The sequence below is a fragment of the Winogradskyella wichelsiae genome, from assembly GCF_013403925.1.
Lineage (GTDB): Bacteria > Bacteroidota > Bacteroidia > Flavobacteriales > Flavobacteriaceae > Winogradskyella > Winogradskyella wichelsiae.
In genome coordinates this window covers 154463-172891 of record NZ_JABFDJ010000001.1, presented here as the reverse complement: position 1 = coordinate 172891, position 18429 = coordinate 154463, and the positions used below count along the sequence as shown (strand labels likewise).

17 protein-coding genes and 1 tRNA gene are annotated in these 18429 nt (G+C 30.9%); 12 read left to right on the top strand and 6 right to left on the bottom strand.

All coding sequences use genetic code 11. The features are described 5' to 3' along the window. Positions 1-35 precede the first annotated feature (35 nt). The 5 genes from HM985_RS00840 to HM985_RS00820 all read left to right on the top strand — a co-directional run bounded on the left by HM985_RS00840 (position 36) and on the right by HM985_RS00820 (position 4726). A tRNA-Met gene (locus HM985_RS00840) sits at positions 36-108 on the top strand. A 187-nt stretch (positions 109-295) separates the two neighbouring features. After that, the gene (locus HM985_RS00835; RefSeq protein WP_179374417.1) at positions 296-1501 is read left to right on the top strand and encodes a site-specific integrase; all 1206 of its coding nucleotides are present in this window, start codon (positions 296-298) and stop codon (positions 1499-1501) included. Positions 1502-1677: 176 nt separating this feature from the next. Next, complete coding sequence (locus HM985_RS00830; RefSeq protein ID WP_179374416.1) at positions 1678-2577, top strand: hypothetical protein; 900 nt, start codon at positions 1678-1680, stop codon at positions 2575-2577. Between the two features lie 279 nt (positions 2578-2856). Then, the gene (locus HM985_RS00825) at positions 2857-3720 is read left to right on the top strand and encodes an AAA family ATPase (protein ID WP_179374415.1); all 864 of its coding nucleotides are present in this window, start codon (positions 2857-2859) and stop codon (positions 3718-3720) included. Beyond that, positions 3692-4726 carry a DUF3871 family protein gene (locus HM985_RS00820; protein ID WP_179374414.1) on the top strand — a complete coding sequence of 345 codons (1035 nt, stop codon included), beginning with the start codon at positions 3692-3694 and terminating at the stop codon, positions 4724-4726. Before HM985_RS00825 ends, HM985_RS00820 begins: the two co-directional genes overlap by 29 nt. A 157-nt stretch (positions 4727-4883) precedes the next feature. Here the strand turns inward: HM985_RS00820 and HM985_RS00815 are convergent, their stop codons facing one another. The 5 genes from HM985_RS00815 to HM985_RS00795 are packed head-to-tail and all read right to left on the bottom strand — an operon-like array spanning position 4884 to position 13260. Continuing rightward, positions 4884-5771 (bottom strand): Abi family protein, encoded by an 888-nt coding sequence (locus HM985_RS00815; RefSeq protein ID WP_179374413.1) that lies wholly within the window; start codon positions 5769-5771, stop codon positions 4884-4886. Further along, positions 5771-8509 carry a DEAD/DEAH box helicase gene (locus HM985_RS00810; protein WP_179374412.1) on the bottom strand — a complete coding sequence of 913 codons (2739 nt, stop codon included), beginning with the start codon at positions 8507-8509 and terminating at the stop codon, positions 5771-5773. Before HM985_RS00810 ends, HM985_RS00815 begins: the two co-directional genes overlap by 1 nt. Continuing rightward, positions 8502-10079, bottom strand: a complete 1578-nt coding sequence (locus tag HM985_RS00805) for a site-specific DNA-methyltransferase (RefSeq protein WP_179374411.1) — start codon at positions 10077-10079, stop codon at positions 8502-8504. The genes HM985_RS00810 and HM985_RS00805 overlap by 8 nt, the downstream gene beginning before the upstream one ends. A 4-nt stretch (positions 10080-10083) precedes the next feature. Next, entirely contained in the window at positions 10084-12972 is a 2889-nt protein-coding gene (locus HM985_RS00800; protein WP_179374410.1) for an SNF2-related protein, read from the bottom strand. Then, positions 12973-13260 carry a helix-turn-helix domain-containing protein gene (locus tag HM985_RS00795; RefSeq protein WP_179374409.1) on the bottom strand — a complete coding sequence of 96 codons (288 nt, stop codon included), beginning with the start codon at positions 13258-13260 and terminating at the stop codon, positions 12973-12975. A 284-nt stretch (positions 13261-13544) separates the two neighbouring features. Here HM985_RS00795 and HM985_RS00790 point away from each other — a divergent pair, with 284 nt between their 5' ends. Further along, entirely contained in the window at positions 13545-13940 is a 396-nt protein-coding gene (locus HM985_RS00790) for a hypothetical protein (RefSeq protein WP_179374408.1), read from the top strand. A 370-nt stretch (positions 13941-14310) separates the two neighbouring features. Beyond that, positions 14311-14748 (top strand): JAB domain-containing protein, encoded by a 438-nt coding sequence (locus HM985_RS00785; RefSeq protein WP_173587586.1) that lies wholly within the window; start codon positions 14311-14313, stop codon positions 14746-14748. 147 nt (positions 14749-14895) lie between these two features. Here the strand turns inward: HM985_RS00785 and HM985_RS00780 are convergent, their stop codons facing one another. Beyond that, the gene (locus HM985_RS00780) at positions 14896-15126 is read right to left on the bottom strand and encodes a helix-turn-helix domain-containing protein (RefSeq protein WP_114677285.1); all 231 of its coding nucleotides are present in this window, start codon (positions 15124-15126) and stop codon (positions 14896-14898) included. A gap of 142 nt (positions 15127-15268) precedes the next feature. On the opposite strand from HM985_RS00780, the gene HM985_RS00775 reads away from it, so the two are divergent. The 5 genes from HM985_RS00775 to HM985_RS00755 are packed head-to-tail and all read left to right on the top strand — an operon-like array spanning position 15269 to position 18386. Further along, positions 15269-15871 carry a hypothetical protein gene (locus HM985_RS00775; RefSeq protein WP_179374407.1) on the top strand — a complete coding sequence of 201 codons (603 nt, stop codon included), beginning with the start codon at positions 15269-15271 and terminating at the stop codon, positions 15869-15871. Positions 15872-15889: 18 nt separating this feature from the next. Beyond that, positions 15890-16783, top strand: coding sequence for a DUF3127 domain-containing protein (locus HM985_RS00770; RefSeq protein ID WP_179374406.1), 894 nt, complete (start codon positions 15890-15892; stop codon positions 16781-16783). A 10-nt stretch (positions 16784-16793) separates the two neighbouring features. After that, positions 16794-17153 carry a DUF3127 domain-containing protein gene (locus HM985_RS00765; protein ID WP_179374405.1) on the top strand — a complete coding sequence of 120 codons (360 nt, stop codon included), beginning with the start codon at positions 16794-16796 and terminating at the stop codon, positions 17151-17153. A gap of 32 nt (positions 17154-17185) precedes the next feature. Further along, a complete protein-coding gene (locus HM985_RS00760) occupies positions 17186-18034 on the top strand; it encodes a hypothetical protein (protein WP_179374404.1) in 849 nt (282 codons plus the stop codon). 7 nt (positions 18035-18041) lie between these two features. Next, positions 18042-18386 (top strand): hypothetical protein, encoded by a 345-nt coding sequence (locus HM985_RS00755; protein ID WP_179374403.1) that lies wholly within the window; start codon positions 18042-18044, stop codon positions 18384-18386. The last annotated feature ends 43 nt before the right edge of the window (positions 18387-18429 follow it).

The following is an 18429-nucleotide window of genomic DNA, read 5'->3' as shown; positions in this document are numbered from 1 at the left end:
GTTAAGAGCTAAGATTATCGTTTTTTGATTAACATCGCGGGATAGAGCAGTAGGTAGCTCGTCGGGCTCATAACCCGAAGGTCACTGGTTCGAGTCCAGTTCCCGCTACTAAGTAAGAGTAATCAGAGATGGTTACTCTTTTTTTATGCAGTAAATTCAAGGGTTTACACGCTATCTTCTATTTCTGTAAAAACCTTCATTAGCTTAATATCTTCATTTAAAGGTGCACTTTTCGGTATCAATTTTTAATGTCGAGGTATCACTTTTTTAATATACCCGCAAAACACAGTAAACAATGAACACCCATAAATTAAGAATCCTCTTTGTTATAGCATTGAATAGGATTAAGAAAAATAATCAAGCTCCTATATTTTGTAGAATTACTTACAACCAAAAAAGGAAGCAGTTTGCAACTGGAATTTCTTTAGACCCTAAAGATTGGGATAGGAAAAAACAGATTGTAAATGCTAGTGATAGCAATTCTAAAGAGATTAACACTAAACTAAGTCTGATTAAGCAAAAAATTAATCAGGCTTTTTTGTTGCTACAAGTTAACAATGAGAGTTTTGATGTTGAGGATATTTACTTACAGTATGCAGGAAAGAATGTAAAGGCTAATAAAACGCTTTTAGAGGTGTTTGAATTACATAACAATAGAATGAAGAAGCTAGTAGATGTTGAGTATTCAAAGTCTACTTATAACAAGTTTACAGAGGCTAGAAACCATGTTTCAAACTTTATAAGGTTTCAATACAAGAAAGGAGATATACTACTAGAATCTATCAATCAAAACTTTTTAGATGATTTTGATTTCTACTTAAAATCTGAAAAGAAACAAAAGCAGATTACTATTAATAAGAGTATTCAACGTGTTAGAAAGATTATTAAACTAGCACTAGCAAAAGGTTATTTGAAGAAAGACCCATTCATTCTTTACAAACCTAAAAAATATGAAAGTAAAGTAGTTTACCTAAATCAAAAAGAACTAGGAAAACTCGAAAATCATACTTTTAGACAGGCTAGATTGAATCAAGTAAAAGATATGTTCATTTTCTGTTGTTATACAGGATTGGCATATCAAGAAATGTCAACTTTAAAGGAAGAGCATTTAATAAAAGGGGTTGATGGTGGAATCTGGATTGAAATGATGAGACAAAAAACTAAATCTAGAGTTTCAATCCCTTTGTTACCTACTGCATCAAAAATTCTAGATAAGTATAGACCTGAAGGAAGATTACTTCCTGTGATTAGCAATCAAAAGTTTAATTCTTATTTAAAAGAAATAGCTGAGTTGGTTGAGATTGATAAAAGATTAACTCATCACATAGCTAGAAAGACTTTTGCGACTACAGTTTTGCTTTATAATGATATTCCTATTGAAACAGTTTCTGAGCTTCTAGGTCATTCAAGCATCTCTATTACGCAAAAGCACTATGCTAAAGTAGTTCAACATAAAGTGAGCAGTCAAATGAAAAGTTTAATAAAAAAATTAAAAATGTAAACTTTTTTATTACCTTTGCAGGAAATCAGTCAGAGGTTTTTATTAAATAATCTCATACTACAACTGATTAACACCGAGTTTTCTACATTTTAAAGGAGCATTAAGCTCTTATACCGAGTTTTCTTTATGTCAAATGAAAGAGTTCATTTGATTTTTAATCATTTAACATTATAATGATGAAAGAACAAAGAAATGTTGCTGGAGAGCTATTCCAAGCAATAAAAAATGAGAAGACTGCTTATACACCAGAGCAGAGTGAGTATTTAAATCAATTTCCAGTAGCTACATTGGACAGAGAGGACTTTGATATTGATACTGTTTTAGAAACAGTTAAAAGTCCTAAAATTAATTCAGAGTCTGATACTAATAATAAAGAGGATGATTTTGATGAAAATGAAGGTTGGTTTGGAAATACCAATAGGGATGTAGGGATTAAAGAAATCTCGCTATATGACCATACCTTAACAAAAGAAGAGAATTTTACTAATAGTGATGATAAATTTGTGCTTTTTAAAGTTACTAAAGATGGCGAGTTTGGCGTGTCTGATAAAGTGAATGTCATACCTTGTCCACAAACTAAATGCGTTATTAATACTTCTACATTGGAATTAGCTGAGGAATTCAATGTGATGCCAGTCTCTTATAGTAGCTTTATGGGGGTAGATGTGCTAAATTTCATGAAGTATAATTCAAACTTTTTCACCTGTGATGAAAGAGTGTTTTTTATTACGTTGTTAGTTAAATTTAAGTGCTTTGATTTTAAACCTTTCTATTGGTCTAAAGAAAAAATTTTTCATGAAGTCGGAATTAAAAAAGACAGAGCCAATAAGATTATTAAAAAATTTGTTGAGCTAGGGTTTCTCTCTATGGAGTTAGTGAAAACTAAAATTGATGGAAGACCAATGCAAATAAACTACTTTGATATTGATGGAGGGAAATTAATAGATTTACTGCCTCAGATTCTGCATAGCAACGAAGATGAAGATGGGTATGTTTATACTCAGCCTGATATTGAAAAATATCTAAAGCCATCAATAAATAAAGAAAGTAAATCAATTTCATCTATTATGCAATAACAAATTCTTTAATATTTATTAAAAGGCTACTGAATAAGTAGCCTTTTTCAATTAGCGGAATTCTTTCAATAAAAGAGTATTTCATTATTTAATATTGAACTTAAGTATATTAGAAGCTTTATAAAAATTTACACTCTTTCATAAAACTTCATATTTATTACTAAAAGAAGTGTAAGAGTGTACTCTTTTATTAGAAGTTTTCCGCCAATGACTTTTAGCATCTCAAAAATTGAGATGCTTTTTTATGCAATTAATATTAACCTTCAAAAACATAAGATTATGCAATTAAGAAAATCCGAAAGACAACAAGCAAAAATTAAAATGGCTCTACAAGGTTCATCAGGTTCAGGCAAGAGTTTAAGCTCTCTTTTACTTGCTAAAGGACTAACTAATGACCAACTAGATAAAGTGGCTGTAATAGATACAGAGAATGGTTCAGCAGACCTTTATGCACATCTAGGTAACTACAATGTGCTGCCACTGCAACCACCTTATACACCAGAGAAATTCATAGAGGCTATAACTGTTTGTGAAGAAGCAGGAATGGAAGTTATAATTTTAGATTCAATATCCCAAGTGTGGGATGAACTCTTGGATTTTCATTCTAAACTACCAGGGAATTCTTTTGCTAATTGGAATAAAGTTACACCTAGACAAAAAGCATTTATAAATAAGATTTTACAATGTGATGCTCATGTTATAGCTACAATGAGAACTAAACAAGATTATGTACTACAGCAAAAAGATGGAAAGTATGTTCCTGAAAAAGTTGGACTTAAAGCTGTACAAAGAGATAATGTATCTTATGAATTTACCATAGTATTTGATATAGATATAAAACACTTTGCAATAGCGAGTAAAGACAGAACTAATCTATTTTCTGGCAGACCAGAATTTATGATAAATACTTCTACAGGAAAACGCATTTTAGAATGGTGTACTTCCCCTGTAAAAGAGGAAGATGTAAAACAAAGGATAGAAGATTGCTTATCTGTTAGTCAGTTAATGGAGCTATACAAAGAGCATCCTAGTTTTCAGTTGCCATTAAAAGCTTTGTATCAAGCTAAAAAAGATTTATTAGAAAAATTAGTTAACCCACAAAATTTTAGTCAAAATGGAAATAGTATCAGTAACAGAGCTTAACAAGCAACGTAATGGAGTATTTAATTATCCTGAAGGTATTCCTGAAATTGTGCATCCTTTGCAAATACCTTCAAAAAATAAAGTATATCAACATAACCCATTTATAGAGGCTAACACAAAAGAGGTTAGCCTTTCTACTTTAAAACAGGATTGTATCATTCCTGTGTTCAGTAAAGATAATGAAAAGACTTTAGCGCATCAAGAGTTTATAGAGATAGCTCAAGACTGTGTTGGTAAGGTGTTTTCTCATCATACAATAGAAGTTCCAGAGGTTAGAGTTTCTCATCAAATTAAAGGCAGAACTGCTGATGCTATTTACAAGCCAGTAAAAGAGCTTTTAGAGCATGAGAAAACCCAGTATTTTGAAAGAATGGCATTTATCATTAGAATTCCATCTATAACAGAAACCATTAATGGTAATGAAGTTTCATTAACTGTTGGAGGTGTTAGGGCTTACAACCAAGAAAACCTGTATAACAGAAAAACTTATGAGAAATTTAAGTTCTTTATAGGTTTTCAAAATATGGTGTGTTGTAATCTATGTATTTCTACAGATGGTTATCAAGATGAAATGCGAGTAGGTAACTATTCTCTATTACAGTCTAAAATTATGGACTTAATAGAGAATTATAATGCACAATCTCATTTACAGGAAATGAAGCAACTATCTCAACAGAGTATTACTGAAAAACAATTTGCTCAGCTTATAGGTAGAGCAAGATTATATAACTTTTTACCTAAAGAGGAAAAGACTCTAATTCCAGAATTAATGCTTAATGATGGACAGATTTCTACAGTAGCTAAAGACTATTATTTAGATGATAGCTTTTGTAGAAACGATAATGGAGATATTAACCTTTGGAATGTATATAATCTCTTTACAGGAGCTAATAAGAGCTCTTATATAGACTCTTTTTTATCAAGAAATGTCAATGCCTTTGATTTTACTCAAGGTCTGGCAAATGCTATCAATGGTGATTCTAAACATCGTTGGTTTTTGAGTTGAGTAGAACCCAATCTCTATTTATTTAGAGGTTGGGTTATTTTAAATTTATTCCAATAAAAAACCCAGAGCAAGTCTGGGTTTTATGTTTTATTCTTTTTAAGTGCAGAGACTAAAGCATTAGATGAATAGTAGTGCACTGGTGCAAAGGTACAAAAAGTTATTTATAATTAATCTTATCGTTAATAATTTCTTTTATAGTCTCATTGTTGAAGTTCTTTGTAAACAGGTCGTCTATTTCCTTTAGAAAATCATTTTTCCTGTTCTCTGATATGTGTTCTAGCAAATATGCAATGACTTTAATACAAGCATTTAAAGAGCTCCTATCACTACCTTCAAAATTTATGCCAGGAACAACTGATAGCCCTCTAGGTGTTTTAAAGTCATAAAGAACATCTCCATGAGAACAAATATTTCTTATTAAAACTACAGTACTCATTAAATTCTCAAACTTGTTAGGGTTTAAAATACCCAAACTTTCTGTCACTCTTTTTTTTATATTCTCATCTCTAATGTTTTTAAATAGGTTTAGTAAAACCCCAAAAGTGAAAAACTCTAAAGCTTTCCATGCAGGTGCATAGGTGTCTTCAGGGTTATTTAGATGATGTTTCTTTAATGTTTTATTGTTGCTTATAAAATCTGGGGTGTAAACTCTATGAAGCATACTTGTCTTGTATGGTGTATTATGAATAAAACTGTTATTCACTATTTTGTCATCAGCAAACCAAGCAGGTGAAGTCTTAAACTTATTAGAAACATAGTAAACGACCTTAGTTCTAAAATGTATTTCTATACGATTTAAGTATCTTAGTAAGATCGTTCTTAAGTCTACATCTAAGTAGTAAAGAGCAATAACATCAGATAATTTACTGTCTTTAGCAAAATTATGGTCATTATCTATTTCAAAATGATGCCAATAAAACCCTAATCTATAGTACCCAATATCTAGTAGAAATTCTTTAATTTTTGCTTCTTCATAGTCAAGGTTTAAACCTCTTTCTTTTAAGGTTTCAATTTGAACACTTGTGTTAGTTGCTTTGTTTCCCATTATGATACTCTCTCAAATCTATTAACCAAATTTTGAAAACTTGAGGTCTTATCAACTTGGTCATGTGGGATTAATAAATAACGCCAAGTTTTACCTTCATTTTTACTTGTGAAATCATTGGCATATTGGCAGTATTTTAAAGCTGCTTTCATCTTCAATTGAACTTCTTCAGTTTCTACATCTTTAGCTTTTTTAGGTTCGCACATGAAGATTGAGTCTGCTGTCTCTACAATAAAGTCAGGTTCATATTTACTAGAGTTTTTTCCCCAGTAAATTCTAAATTGATTGGTGGCAGGTCTTAACCATTTTAACACAGAAGCATCATTTTCTATTACAAAAGCAAAGTCCTTTTCTGTATTAGAATCAAACTTATACTCTGGGTGACAAGATTTCTCAAAACCTCTATATACATATTTTGTAACTAGACTTAAAGGTGTAATTACATCTGTATAATGCTTATAGCCATTTTCTTTAGGTACAGTAAAGTTCCAGTCTTCAATTTTTATAAAAGGTAAAATTGTTGGTGGTACATAATCAGGGTTACTCATTTTAAAATGAATTTTTAACTGGTCATAAATTTTACCAGCAATTACTTTTCTGTACTGTCTAATCAGTACAGGAAGTTGTTCTTTATCTGATAAGTTTTCTGATAGCTTTTCTAAAGCTTGAGTAACCAGTTTATGCAGTAGGTCTGCACTTTCATCATAGTCAATTTCAGGGAAGTTAATAAGTTCTGCTATAACTTGATTGACTGGAGTTTCATTAACAAATGCACCTTGTTTAACCCCTAAAGAATCTATTTTAGTTTGGTCCTTTAGGTCCATCCTTAAAATCTCTTCTTGCATGATGTTTAAATCAAAGCCTTTGTTAGTATCTAAGTCGAAATCTTCAAACCAAGTTTCCACCTCTTCTAGAACTAAGTCCATTCTAGGTATTTCTATAATCTGACTTTTAAAATTAGCAACTACAGAATCATATTGGGCTTCTGCTTCTGCTACTATTTGAGGCATAAAAATATTTTGCTGACCTCTAGATAAAGTCTCTTTTATTTTCTGAATAGCTTTTTGCTTAACTTCAGGTTTGGATAAGTCGTTTACACTATTAACACCTTCATTAGATGAAAACGTTGGTATAGCATTTACAATAGCTTTTTTAGCCTCTAAAGCATGTGTTAATTCTAGTTTCTTTTCAGGATTAACAACAGTATTTATTTTAGCTTGTTCTCTTCTTATTTCTGCATTAATCTTAGTTTCAGAAGTCACTATTGTAGACTCTGTTTTTAAATCTTCTTCGTCTAACTCTATATATGTTAGTTTGTTTAATACAGAATCTGGATTTTTAGCTTCTTGGATAACTCTATTGAAGTTGTCATGTGCTAAAACAGTCAGTTTATCTACTTTTTCAACTCCTGTTCTTCTTCCATTATAAGGTAGTCTTAAACCTCTTCCAATGGTTTGCTCAATTAATACAGAAGCATTGGCTGCTCTTAATGGCACTATAGTGTATAGGTTAGTAACATCCCAACCTTCTTTTAACATGTTTACATGGATTACAATTTCAATCTCATTATCTGGACTTTCTAAGGACAAAAATTGTCTTTCAATTTCTTCTACTTTTTTGGTAGATGAATCTATCTGCAATACTCTTCCTTCATATTTACCATTGTAAAAAGCATTAGAGCTTATATAGTTATAAACTTCTGAAGCATGATTAATGTCTTTACAAACAACTAAAATAAAAGGTTTTACTAATGGTACATCATTGTTTCTGGCATAGAGTTCTAATTCATTTTTAGTGTCTTCATGTACAGAAATTGCATCCTCCAACTTAAACTGTTCCACCTCTTTTGGTGTTAGGTTTTTCTTGTCAAAATCTTTACGAGTTGCTATAGCAGGAGCTTTCACATATTTACCATCTTCTAAAGCTTGAGCTAAATTATACTCATATACTACATTCTTAAAGGCTTTGCCTTTTTCATCTAAAGGAGTAGCTGTTAATTCTAAACCTAGAATAGGCTTTAGTTCATTAATTGCTTTTTTAGAAGCATCTGCATGGTACCTGTGGGCTTCATCCATTAATATGACTAAATCATCTAGACCAGCAAGATAGTCCCAATAAGACTGACCTAAATACTCTGATAACCGTTTCATTTTTGGCGGTTTGCCTTTATCTGCTTTACCTCTTCCTACTTTGTTGTCTGAATTGAATTTTGATATATTAAAAATGTTGATTCTAACTTCTTGGTCTCCAAAAAGATTTCCTTTTTCAGCATAATTATCACCATTTATTATGACAGGTCTGTTGGTTACAAACTCACTAATACCTTTAAATACATACTTTTTGTAGTTGGGATTACCAAAGTCTTCAATTAGTTTATCATAGATAGTTAGGTTAGGGGCTAAGATGAAAAAATTACGAATACCTTTTTTTAGGTACAGATAAGTAATAAAAGCACCCATTAACCTAGTTTTTCCAACACCAGTAGCAATGGAAAAGCAAAGAGATACAAAGTCTCTTTCAAAGTCTTTACAACTTGGATAACGTTGTTTTACTTTGTCTAATTCTGCTTTTAAATCTACTTCTTTTTTTAGCTCTAACTCTTCTGCCAAATACGCCACCAATTGTAAAGAATCTCGTAAAGGGTCTCGTAGTGATAACCTATTGTTAATTCTGTTTATTATAGTATCTACACTAGGGTTAGCTTGTTCTATAATATAATCTCTAGTACTATTATTCATCTCCTAATTCTTCTTCGGTTAATACTGGTGGATTGATGATGTTTAAGCTATAATCATTTTTACCAAACTCACATTTACCTAGTAACATTTTTGGTATCTTTTTAAGTACAATATTCTTGAACTTATTATGACATTCTGGTTGAAACTTCTTAGCACAAATAAGTAAACTTTCTCCATGTTGTAATTGGTCTTGTAGCTGGTCTAACAGCTCTACAGTTACAAATTGTGTAGTAGTAAAAATAAAGTCTTGCTCTGCACTATAGCCTTGTTTCCAGTAGTTGTCTTTATCTGGAGCATAAGTAAAGCCTTCTTGTTTAGCCATTGCAGCAGCTAACATATCTGGGCTGTACTCTTTACTGATTACCCAGTTATCATATTTATCTTTATTTAATAGACTTGGGGCTAATTCATAAAATTTGAAACCACCACCTCCTTGCCAATTTACTGCTTTTGTAATACCACCTTCATCTTCTCCATCTGTAACCATTTTTTGCCTTGGATAACAATGTGTGTAGGCATGGTCTCCCATTTCTATGCCTATATATTTTCTACCCATTTTTTGAGCTACAGCACTTGTTGTTCCTGAACCTAGAAATGAATCTAATACTATATCTCCTTTTTTAGTTGTTAAATCAATAATTCTTTTAATTAAGGATTCAGGTTTTGGATAATCAAATGATTTAGTAGTTCCAAATAAAGCTTTTATTTCATCCCCAGCAGTTTTATTTGTTCCTGAATCATCTAATATAGTTCTTAACGCTTTTCCTGCTTGTGGAACATAAACCCTATGGTGTAAAGTCCAATTGTTTTTTTTGTTCTTTATTAATCTTATATGATCTGTTTTTAAACCTTCAAGAACTGACTCTTGAGATTTTTGAGAATTTATACTCAATATTTCTCCATCTGGACAATTAATTTCTACCGGTATTGGGTTTTGCAATCCATCACGAGCTAAAGTATCCCAATAATATTTGTCTCCATTTTCATCAGTTTCTTTGTATCTTTTTAAATAGTCTCCTTCATATGGAATTCTCCATTTTTCATGATGGATTTTTTTATCATTGTTTTTTGCGTAAACTAAAATGTAATCATGGTCAATAGCAAAATATCTTGAATCATTTCCCCCACCTTTTCTTTTCTTCCAAATTAAGTCGCCTAAATAGTTTCTTCGACCAAATACTTCATCACAAAGTACTTTTAAATAAGCATGTTCTATTTCATCGATATTTATAAATAAACTTCCATCCTCTGTCAGTAGGTTTCTTAAAATTTCAATCCTAGGTTTCATAAGACTAAGCCATAAAGAATGTTCTAAATTGTCATCATAGTATTCAAAAGCTTTACCTGTATTATAAGGTGGGTCTATATATATACACTTTATCTTTCCTGCATAGTCTTGTTCTAAAGCTTTTAAAGCTAAAAGGTTATCTCCACAAATCAGTAGGTTTTCTGTATTAGGGTCTCCATAACTATATTCAGGATTCTCTATTAATATTCTAGGCTCTAGAGTTCGTTCTTCTCCTTTGCCTATCCAAGTTAATTCTAATTTTTGTTGTTTTTTGCTTGCCATAATTTTATATCAATTCCCACTCAATGGTAAATAATTCTTGTTCTACTATACGTTGCGATAAACGCTCTTCTATGTTACTTAAAACATCATCTTTTTTATCATCTATTTGGTCTTGAGCTTCAAAGAGATGTTTTCTTTTTTCATTACGCTTTTTTTCTAATTCTTTAATAGCGCGTTGTTCCTTTACTTTAGTTTGTAAATCTAACTTTTTTCTAGCTTCTGCTTTACGGAGTTTAATTTCTGCATCAATATCTTGTATTTCCCTTTCAAGGCTAATCTTCATATCATCTGCCCACTTATCTAGCTTATCATATTCTTGGTCAAAAAACTCTGCATTACGCTTTAAGTTATCTTCTAGCACCTCTTGTTTCTGTGCTTTAAACACCTCTTTAAGTAGTTGGTCTGTTTCATTAGAAATAGAAACTTCATTACTTGTTTTAGCAGGTAAGCTAAACATTTTTTGAGCTATTTCACTATCTATCTTGTTTTCTTGTTCATCTAAAACCTGTATTAATAAATAGTCTTCTTCTTCAAAAGACAGAATACTTAATTGGATAACCCTTACTGTGCCTTTGCAACCTACATAATCTTCTAAAATAGCCATGTTTTTAGGATGGTTAGAGTAGTCAAAAATTACTTTTTGTACTTCTAGTTGTTTTGTTTTACAAGCTTCTACTATTTGTTTTGCTAGAGGGTGTCCAATCCTATATAAATTGGCATTAGTATCTAGTTCTTGTTGCGATTTTTTAATAACATCTCCACTTTTCAACAATTGATAAGGACCTTCATTAATTTTAAATTGAGGAAATGGATTCTTTTTTAACCTAAATACATCTCTTTTAAAATCAAACTCGGCACAACCATTTAAGTAATGTTTAGTAACAGCCCATAACCAGTTTTCGTATTGATTTAAGTAGCTTTTACCTTTCTCTAGGTTTACCTTTAGTTTCTTGTGTACTTCATCATCAAAATGCTCTAGTAGTTGCTCTCTAGTTTCATCAATTCTAGTGTTAATACTTTCATCCATTTCTTGTTGAAGTGCATCAAAAGCATTTTTTATTTCTGAAGGTTGTCTACATTCTTGATAAATTTGAGCAATCCTTTTTTCAAAATCTACACCAGAGCTGATACTCCCTAAAACTTCATCAGAAACACCAAATACACCATTAAAGAGTTGGAACTTTTGGTCTAACAACTCATAAACTCTTTGGTCTGCTTCATTAGATTGGTTTAAGAAGTTGATAACTACGACATCATGTTTTTGTCCATATCTATGTACCCTACCAATACGCTGTTCAATCCTTTGTGGATTCCAAGGCATGTCATAGTTTACCAACAAGGAACAGAATTGCAGGTTGATACCTTCAGCAGCAGCTTCAGTAGCAATTAAAATGGTTGCTGTATTTTTAAAATAATCTACAATAGCTTGTCGCATATCAGCAGCTCTTGCACCACTAACTCTATCTGTACCTTTATGTTCTTCTATCCAATCTTTGTATACCTGTTTAGATTTAGCATCTGTATTTGTACCATTAAACAGTGCTATTTTATCTTTGTAACCATTACTAGATAAATGGTCTAATAAATATTGTTGTGTTCTTCTAGATTCTGTAAATATGATAGCTTTTTGGTTAGCTCCAAGTTCTTCTAGCTTTTCAAAACCTTTAGTTAATGCAGTGAGCAGCTTTTCTCCTTTAGCATTTTTTTCAATTGAAATAGCCAGTTCTCTAAATGTAGAAACATTGTCTAGTTCAGCTTGTACTTCATCTAACTCTTCATCAGTTAGTAATTCAAAAGAATTTAACTCTTCATCTCCCCATTCATCTTCAAGTTCATTGATAGTTTCAAATTCAGTTCCTAATTCAACCTTTTCATTTAAAAACTTTTGGTCTGCTAAAATAGCTTTTAACTTGTTTTCTAAAGCTTCTAAAGTACCTGAAATAGCATAAGTGGAAGAGGCTAATAACTTTCTTAAAATTAAAGTCATTAACTGTCTTTGACTATTAGGTAAGGCATATAGTCTTGGAGTTTGAAGGTATTCAGAAACAAGGTCATACAAAGTTTCTTCATCCTTAAATGGATAGAACTCTTCTACAATAGCAATTCTGTTGGTGTAATTAATATACTCTAAAACTTGCCTTCTTAGAGTTCTTTTACAAACTGGTTTTAAACGTTCTTTTAAGTCTAAAAAAGCATCCTCGGTAGTTATTTTTCCAAACTGAGTTTTAAAGCTTTTTAAGTCCCCAAAAGCATACTCGTCTATGAAACTTACTAGTCCATATAATTCTAAAATAGAGTTTTGTAATGGAGTAGCGGTAAGTAGTATTTTAGGAGCATGTTGTATAGCAGATTTTATAGCATTAGCTATTTTGTTTTTAGGCTTGTATACATTTCTTAATCTATGGGCTTCATCAATAATGACTAAGTCCCAATCTATCATTCTAACAAGCTCTTCTTTAGACCTTATGAATTGGAATGATGATAAAATTATTTGTTCTTGGTCAAAAGGGTTTCTTTTGCCTTGCTTTTTTAATTTATTAAAAGACTGTGATTCTAGTATAGTTGAAGGAATGAAAAACTTATCAGATAATTCTTGATTCCATTGTTTTCTTAGGTTAGCAGGACAAATAATAAGTAATTTTCTTTTTCTTTCTGCCCACTTTTGAGATATTATAATACCAGCTTCAATAGTTTTTCCTAAACCAACTTCATCAGCTAAAAGAGCTCCTTTTGATAATGGTGATTGAAAAGCAAACAAAGCAGCTTCTACTTGATGAGGGTTCATGTCTACTTGGGCATCTTGTAAGGATGCTGTAAACTTACCTATATCATTAGCAGGGAGTCTTCTAGTTAATTCGTGAGCAAAATATTTAGCTTGGTAATCTGTAATCATTTATTTCTCCGTTTTCAATCTTTTTAAAGTCAGTTTAACAGCTTCAATAGCTAAATCTTCTCCTTTTACATCTTCATATACTTTCTCACTAAGCCATAGCTTTAAAAGTTTACTATGCTCAATATCTAAAGCAATTGCTAATTTATCTATTTGCTCTCTAGTAGGTTTTCTATCTCCTTTTTCAATTTTGCTTATCAAAGCAGTATCTGCATCTATCATAGAGGCTACTTCACGCAGTAATAGGTTTTTAGTTTCCCTTTTAGATTTTAGTAATTCTGAGAGTATCATTTGGTAGTCAAATTAGTTCTTGTCAAATATTGTCTAAATCTAATTAGAAATTTTGTTATAAAAAATTTTTAAAAAATATATTTTTTGAATGCTTTGTGAGAGTGCCAGATACCTTGTGCAAAACCCCCACTAAGTTCTGGGGATAAAGATGCCCCTACCACTTTATATAGTAAAGAAGATTTTCTGGCAGAGTTAATAAATTCAAGGTGATAGTTGAGATTTATATGCTGTTGGTAATTGATTTTCTGTGTGTGGTATACTACAACTCAAAAACTTTTAGAAAAATGGTTAGAATCGTAAATTACAAAGAGAGACAGAAAGAGGATGGTACTTCATTCTTCGTTCTGGAACTACAAGGAGGAATTGAAATGGTATTAAGCAAAGTTACAGGAAACTTTTATGCTACTGCTAAGAAAGCTTATATACCTTCAACATTTGATGAGCAGGTGTGTACTGGGCTTATTGGTACAGAAATGCCAGGGAGCATCATTAAAGAGGACTGTGAGCCTTTTGAATATGTTGTAAAGGAAACGGGAGAGGAAATTACATTATCCCACAGATGGGTTTATGTTACAGAAGATGCTGTAAAGCCAAAGCAAGAAACTTTTGTGCCTAAACATAATATTATAGCTAATTCTGATGTGTTTTCAAAGAATGGTATTCTTGAGCATGCAGAGTAAAAATATAAGCCTAGTCTATGTAAATAGATTGGGCTTTGTTTTTTGAGTTATAAAATACGCTACAATATTGTACTTGATTGCTCATACCTTCATAAATAAAAGATAGTCTAACTGTAGCGAGTTTACTTTATTACTATAAGGATGTATTATTAATATTGAAGGTCAGTTGAAATACGCCTAATTGATTGAAATGTTAAAGTTCAAGTGTAAATTTCTTTAAGAATAATAGAGTTAAAAATAAAAAATACCACTTGTGTCAAAGTACTATACTATTGTTTGACACAGAGGGTAAATCATATTATGAGACTTTGTAGAAGACTTTCTAAGAAGTATTTGAGAAAGAAGCTTGTATATAAAAAAAATAATTATCATGAAAATTTCAGAAATAAGTGTCTCATACTCAAATAACAGGAGTGATAGGCTAAAAATAAGTAATAGTAAGCAGTCTTATGATATTATAAGAGCTTGTTGGAGTGATTCTACTATAGAATTACAAGAGGAGTTTAAGATATTGATGATGAATAGGAGTAATCAGATATTAGGTGTTTATCCGCTTTCTAAAGGAGGTGTTTCTGCTACTGTGGTAGATGCAAAATTAGTGTTTAGCGTTGCTCTTAAGTGTAATGCTTCAAACATTATAATAGCACATAATCATCCTTCAGGAAACCTTCAGCCAAGTGAAGCAGATAAGAATTTAACACAAAAGCTAAAACAAGCAGGGCAGTATCTAGATATAGTGCTGTTAGACCACTTAATAGTAACTAAAGATGATTTTTATAGTTTTAGTGATAATGGATTGATAAAATAGTCCTCTTTTTTCCATTTCTATATATAGTGAATTGGAAAAAGTGGGACTTTTTGTCTTTTGTTTATGTATGAAAGAGTGTGTGAGTAGGCTTTTTAAGTAAAAAATTACTGTTTGTAAGCCCTATAGATTAATATTAATAGCTAAATCTTACTTTTTATCTTCAAGGTTTACAATATCACATAAAGTGATACCTAAATTATCAGCAATCCTTTTTAAGGTGTATAAAGTAGGGTTGGTTCCACCAGCTTCTAAACGACTAAAGTTAGATTTTTCAATATTACATTTGGCAGCAAGGTCTTGTTGAGCAATACCTTGCTCTTCTCTTAACATTTTAACTCGCTTTCCAATTGCTATTTGAAGTTGGTCTTTATCGTCCATTTTAAAACATACATTATCTAGTTGTCAAAAATGATAATTAAGTAAGCTGTTATGGTTATCATAAATGATAAAAAAAGTATGTTTGTTAAATCTATTATCTATAAGTGTTTATGGCAATTTCAAAGTTTATAAATAAAATATTATGAAAGTAAAAATTTCAAAATTTCAAAATACAGGAATAACAGAAGCTGATTTTCATTTCAGTTTAGAACATAAATTGAGTAGTATTAAAGAGCAGATAAATTTAGAGTCAGATAGTTTTTGTTCCTATGAACTAGATAGAGGTAAGAGTTCTAAAGATAAGCTAGTATTTAGAAATGTAAATCACTTAAAGATGTTGCACAAATATCTTATATCTAGTTATTTTTATGTCGCCTTGATTGCATTTCCAGTTTTAGTAGTTTTACATGAGAGTTCCAAGGGTATAGATAGTGATGGTAATCTAACAAGTAATTTTATATACATATTAATCAGTTTAGCATTCCTTTTCGGTACATTTAAAGGGCTCAAAGTTCCGTGTAGGATAGTTATTGACCATTTAACCATTTCAGAACAGAACCTTTTTACTAGAAAGGTAGATGTTTTGTTTCCCAAAAGAATACTAACTACAAATGTTAATGAAATAGACTTCGTTGTTATTTCATCAGAAGAACAATCATTATTTATAATGGAGAATGAACAGTTTGAAGTTGTTGAATTCCTAAAAAACTATCTCAAAAAATTTCGTTTTGAAAGTCACTTATAAATAAAAGTATAGAAGAGAATGGATGAAATTAGTAAAGATGAAAACAAAGAAAGCATTTCAGAATATAGGAAACATCTAAATGATTCCAATCCGATTTGTGAATACAATACATTCAGCACTAAAAGTGTTTGTAAAATGAAGACTATAGTGTTATGGTTAGAAATGTACAGAGGTTTCTATGATGATGTGGTTACAATACTAGAAGATAAGAGATATGCTTCTAAACTGAATTCGATAGAGGTATTAGTGAAAAAGGATTTTGAGGTCTTATATGGTAAGTTAGATATTTTATCAAGGCTGTATAAGAAGGAAGCTTACTTTAGGCAACAACTAGATAACTATAACGGAGTTAAAGACAGTGTATTGAAACTTGAAAATTGGTTTTCTTATCAAGCAGAAAACAAAAATGAATATCAATTATTTTCTTCTGTATTTTATGATAGTAGAGAGCTTACTCATTATCGTTTAGAATTAGATGAACTAACATTAAACCCTGAAGATTTTAAGTACACACTTAAATACATGAGTATTATAGAGGAAGCTAAAGCTATCCACTTTGAAGGAAAAATCAAATCAATAGATGATTTAGAAGTTTATAAAAAAACTGAAAATACAAGAGCATACACAAGACGTAAAATAGTACTGTCAATTGATGATTTCTGCTGTAGTGAACTTCAAGTGGTTTTTACAGATGGAAGGGTAAAACACTTAGATAATTTAAGTGTAGGTCAGTTTGTAAAAGTATTTGCAAGACTCACAGGTGGAGAGCTGCAAAATTCTGAAGGCACTAAAGAGTATAAACATCATTTATATGGTTGGAGTGTAGAGATATTAGATGCTAAACCAAAAGTAAAGAAAAACACAAAGGAAATGGATTTGTATTATAAATACATTTTACCATTACCTTTTTAAATAAAAAACTATGGAATTAACAGGGAAAATAAAGGTCTTAAATGATGTTCAAAATATAGGGAGCAATGGCTTTAGAAAAAGAGAAGTAGTTATCACTACAGAAGAACAATACCCACAACATGTTTTAGTAAAATTCATTCAAGATAAATGTGATTTGCTAGATAGTTTTGATGTAGGTCAAGAAGTGAAAATAGCTCTTAATTTAAGAGGTAGAGAGTGGATTAACCCTGAGGGAGTAGCTAAATACTTTAATGCTATTCAAGGTTGGAGAATAGAGCTTGTAAATAGTGAACAACCTACACCTCAAATACAAACACAGCAAGAACCTGTTAGCTTTTTAGATGAAGCAGATAATGACTTGCCATTTTAACAAAAAATCAATTAACCAATAAATAATAAATTATGAAGAATATCTTTTTAACATTAATAGCGATTTTGTCATTAGTTGCTTGTTCAAGTGATGATGATAGTAGTAGCAATTCAAGTGAACTAGAAACACAATTACTAGGGAAATGGCTATTTGAAAATCCTAATAATAACCCAACAATTAATAACTCGTTTACATTTAGCTCTAGTGGTAATGTAACATATTCTTACTGGGATGGTGGTCAAGGAAATAATTATGATAGTGAAACAGGTGTTTTTAGTTTTAGTGGAGATATTATGACTATGACATTTCCAGAAGATGTGAGTTTAACTTTTGTTCAAAAAGTAATATTTATAAATGAAAATGTGGTAGAGTTTCAAGAAACAGGAGTGACAGGAGAAAATGCTTATGATGGAGACTATTTTAGAGAAGGAGCAACAAATTATAATAGTAATAATGGTATGATGAAAATTATTTTTGATACTGGTAATGTGTTAAACTCAGCATGGGGTTCTTCTTGTTATGGCTTATCATCAGAGACAGAAAATATCAATACTAAATTAGTCTTTCTTTCAGATGGAGAAGAAATCAATTCTTATGACTATTCAATGCTTCCAGGTTATCAGGTAGATAAGGAGGAAGCTGTCATTGGTAACATTTTATCAGCTAAATTAACTTTAGAAGATTTTAATGCTAATGTTCTCGATAAGGATATACACATTTATGATATAAGTGTTAGTATAGAAAATGAAGAAGGAGAGATTGTTTTAAATGAATCTTTAGGTGAGTTGTATTACTGTACAGATTCAAGGTATGAAGTTACTTTTACATACAATGTAGATAATGATACTTTTAGTATTGAAGAGCAAACACATTCATTTTAATTAATATATGTGTAATTCCTTATTAAAAGAACTACCATTTAAGATTGGAGAACAGTATGAGTTAAATGAGTTTAATCTTAAGATTTTAGAATCAACTTTTAATAATGGATTAGAGTATGAAAATTACGAGTATATAAAAGGAGATTTTAAAACTCTATTTGGAATTGCTTTTTGTAGTAATCCAATTTTGCAATATAATGGAGATATACTCTATAGTGTAATTTGCGAATTTGAGCTATCTCATTACAGTTATCTAAAATCTAAAGTTAATCAGTGTACATTTAAAGAAGTAGCTATTGAAGTTCTAATCAAAGATAAATACCATTGCCAAGTAGTATTGCAGAGTAAATAAGGCACACTTTTCGGCATCACTTTATAAATGGATATTAATATTT

Coding starts and splice junctions, on each gene's coding strand:
- HM985_RS00835 (WP_179374417.1), top strand. CDS start 296: ATGAACACCCATAAATTAAGAATCCTCTTTGTTATAGCATTGAATAGG.
- HM985_RS00830 (WP_179374416.1), top strand. CDS start 1,678: ATGAAAGAACAAAGAAATGTTGCTGGAGAGCTATTCCAAGCAATAAAA.
- HM985_RS00825 (WP_179374415.1), top strand. CDS start 2,857: ATGCAATTAAGAAAATCCGAAAGACAACAAGCAAAAATTAAAATGGCT.
- HM985_RS00820 (WP_179374414.1), top strand. CDS start 3,692: ATGGAAATAGTATCAGTAACAGAGCTTAACAAGCAACGTAATGGAGTA.
- HM985_RS00815 (WP_179374413.1), bottom strand. CDS start 5,771: ATGGGAAACAAAGCAACTAACACAAGTGTTCAAATTGAAACCTTAAAA.
- HM985_RS00810 (WP_179374412.1), bottom strand. CDS start 8,509: ATGAATAATAGTACTAGAGATTATATTATAGAACAAGCTAACCCTAGT.
- HM985_RS00805 (WP_179374411.1), bottom strand. CDS start 10,079: ATGGCAAGCAAAAAACAACAAAAATTAGAATTAACTTGGATAGGCAAA.
- HM985_RS00800 (WP_179374410.1), bottom strand. CDS start 12,972: ATGATTACAGATTACCAAGCTAAATATTTTGCTCACGAATTAACTAGA.
- HM985_RS00795 (WP_179374409.1), bottom strand. CDS start 13,260: ATGATACTCTCAGAATTACTAAAATCTAAAAGGGAAACTAAAAACCTA.
- HM985_RS00790 (WP_179374408.1), top strand. CDS start 13,545: ATGGTTAGAATCGTAAATTACAAAGAGAGACAGAAAGAGGATGGTACT.
- HM985_RS00785 (WP_173587586.1), top strand. CDS start 14,311: ATGAAAATTTCAGAAATAAGTGTCTCATACTCAAATAACAGGAGTGAT.
- HM985_RS00780 (WP_114677285.1), bottom strand. CDS start 15,126: ATGGACGATAAAGACCAACTTCAAATAGCAATTGGAAAGCGAGTTAAA.
- HM985_RS00775 (WP_179374407.1), top strand. CDS start 15,269: ATGAAAGTAAAAATTTCAAAATTTCAAAATACAGGAATAACAGAAGCT.
- HM985_RS00770 (WP_179374406.1), top strand. CDS start 15,890: ATGGATGAAATTAGTAAAGATGAAAACAAAGAAAGCATTTCAGAATAT.
- HM985_RS00765 (WP_179374405.1), top strand. CDS start 16,794: ATGGAATTAACAGGGAAAATAAAGGTCTTAAATGATGTTCAAAATATA.
- HM985_RS00760 (WP_179374404.1), top strand. CDS start 17,186: ATGAAGAATATCTTTTTAACATTAATAGCGATTTTGTCATTAGTTGCT.
- HM985_RS00755 (WP_179374403.1), top strand. CDS start 18,042: ATGTGTAATTCCTTATTAAAAGAACTACCATTTAAGATTGGAGAACAG.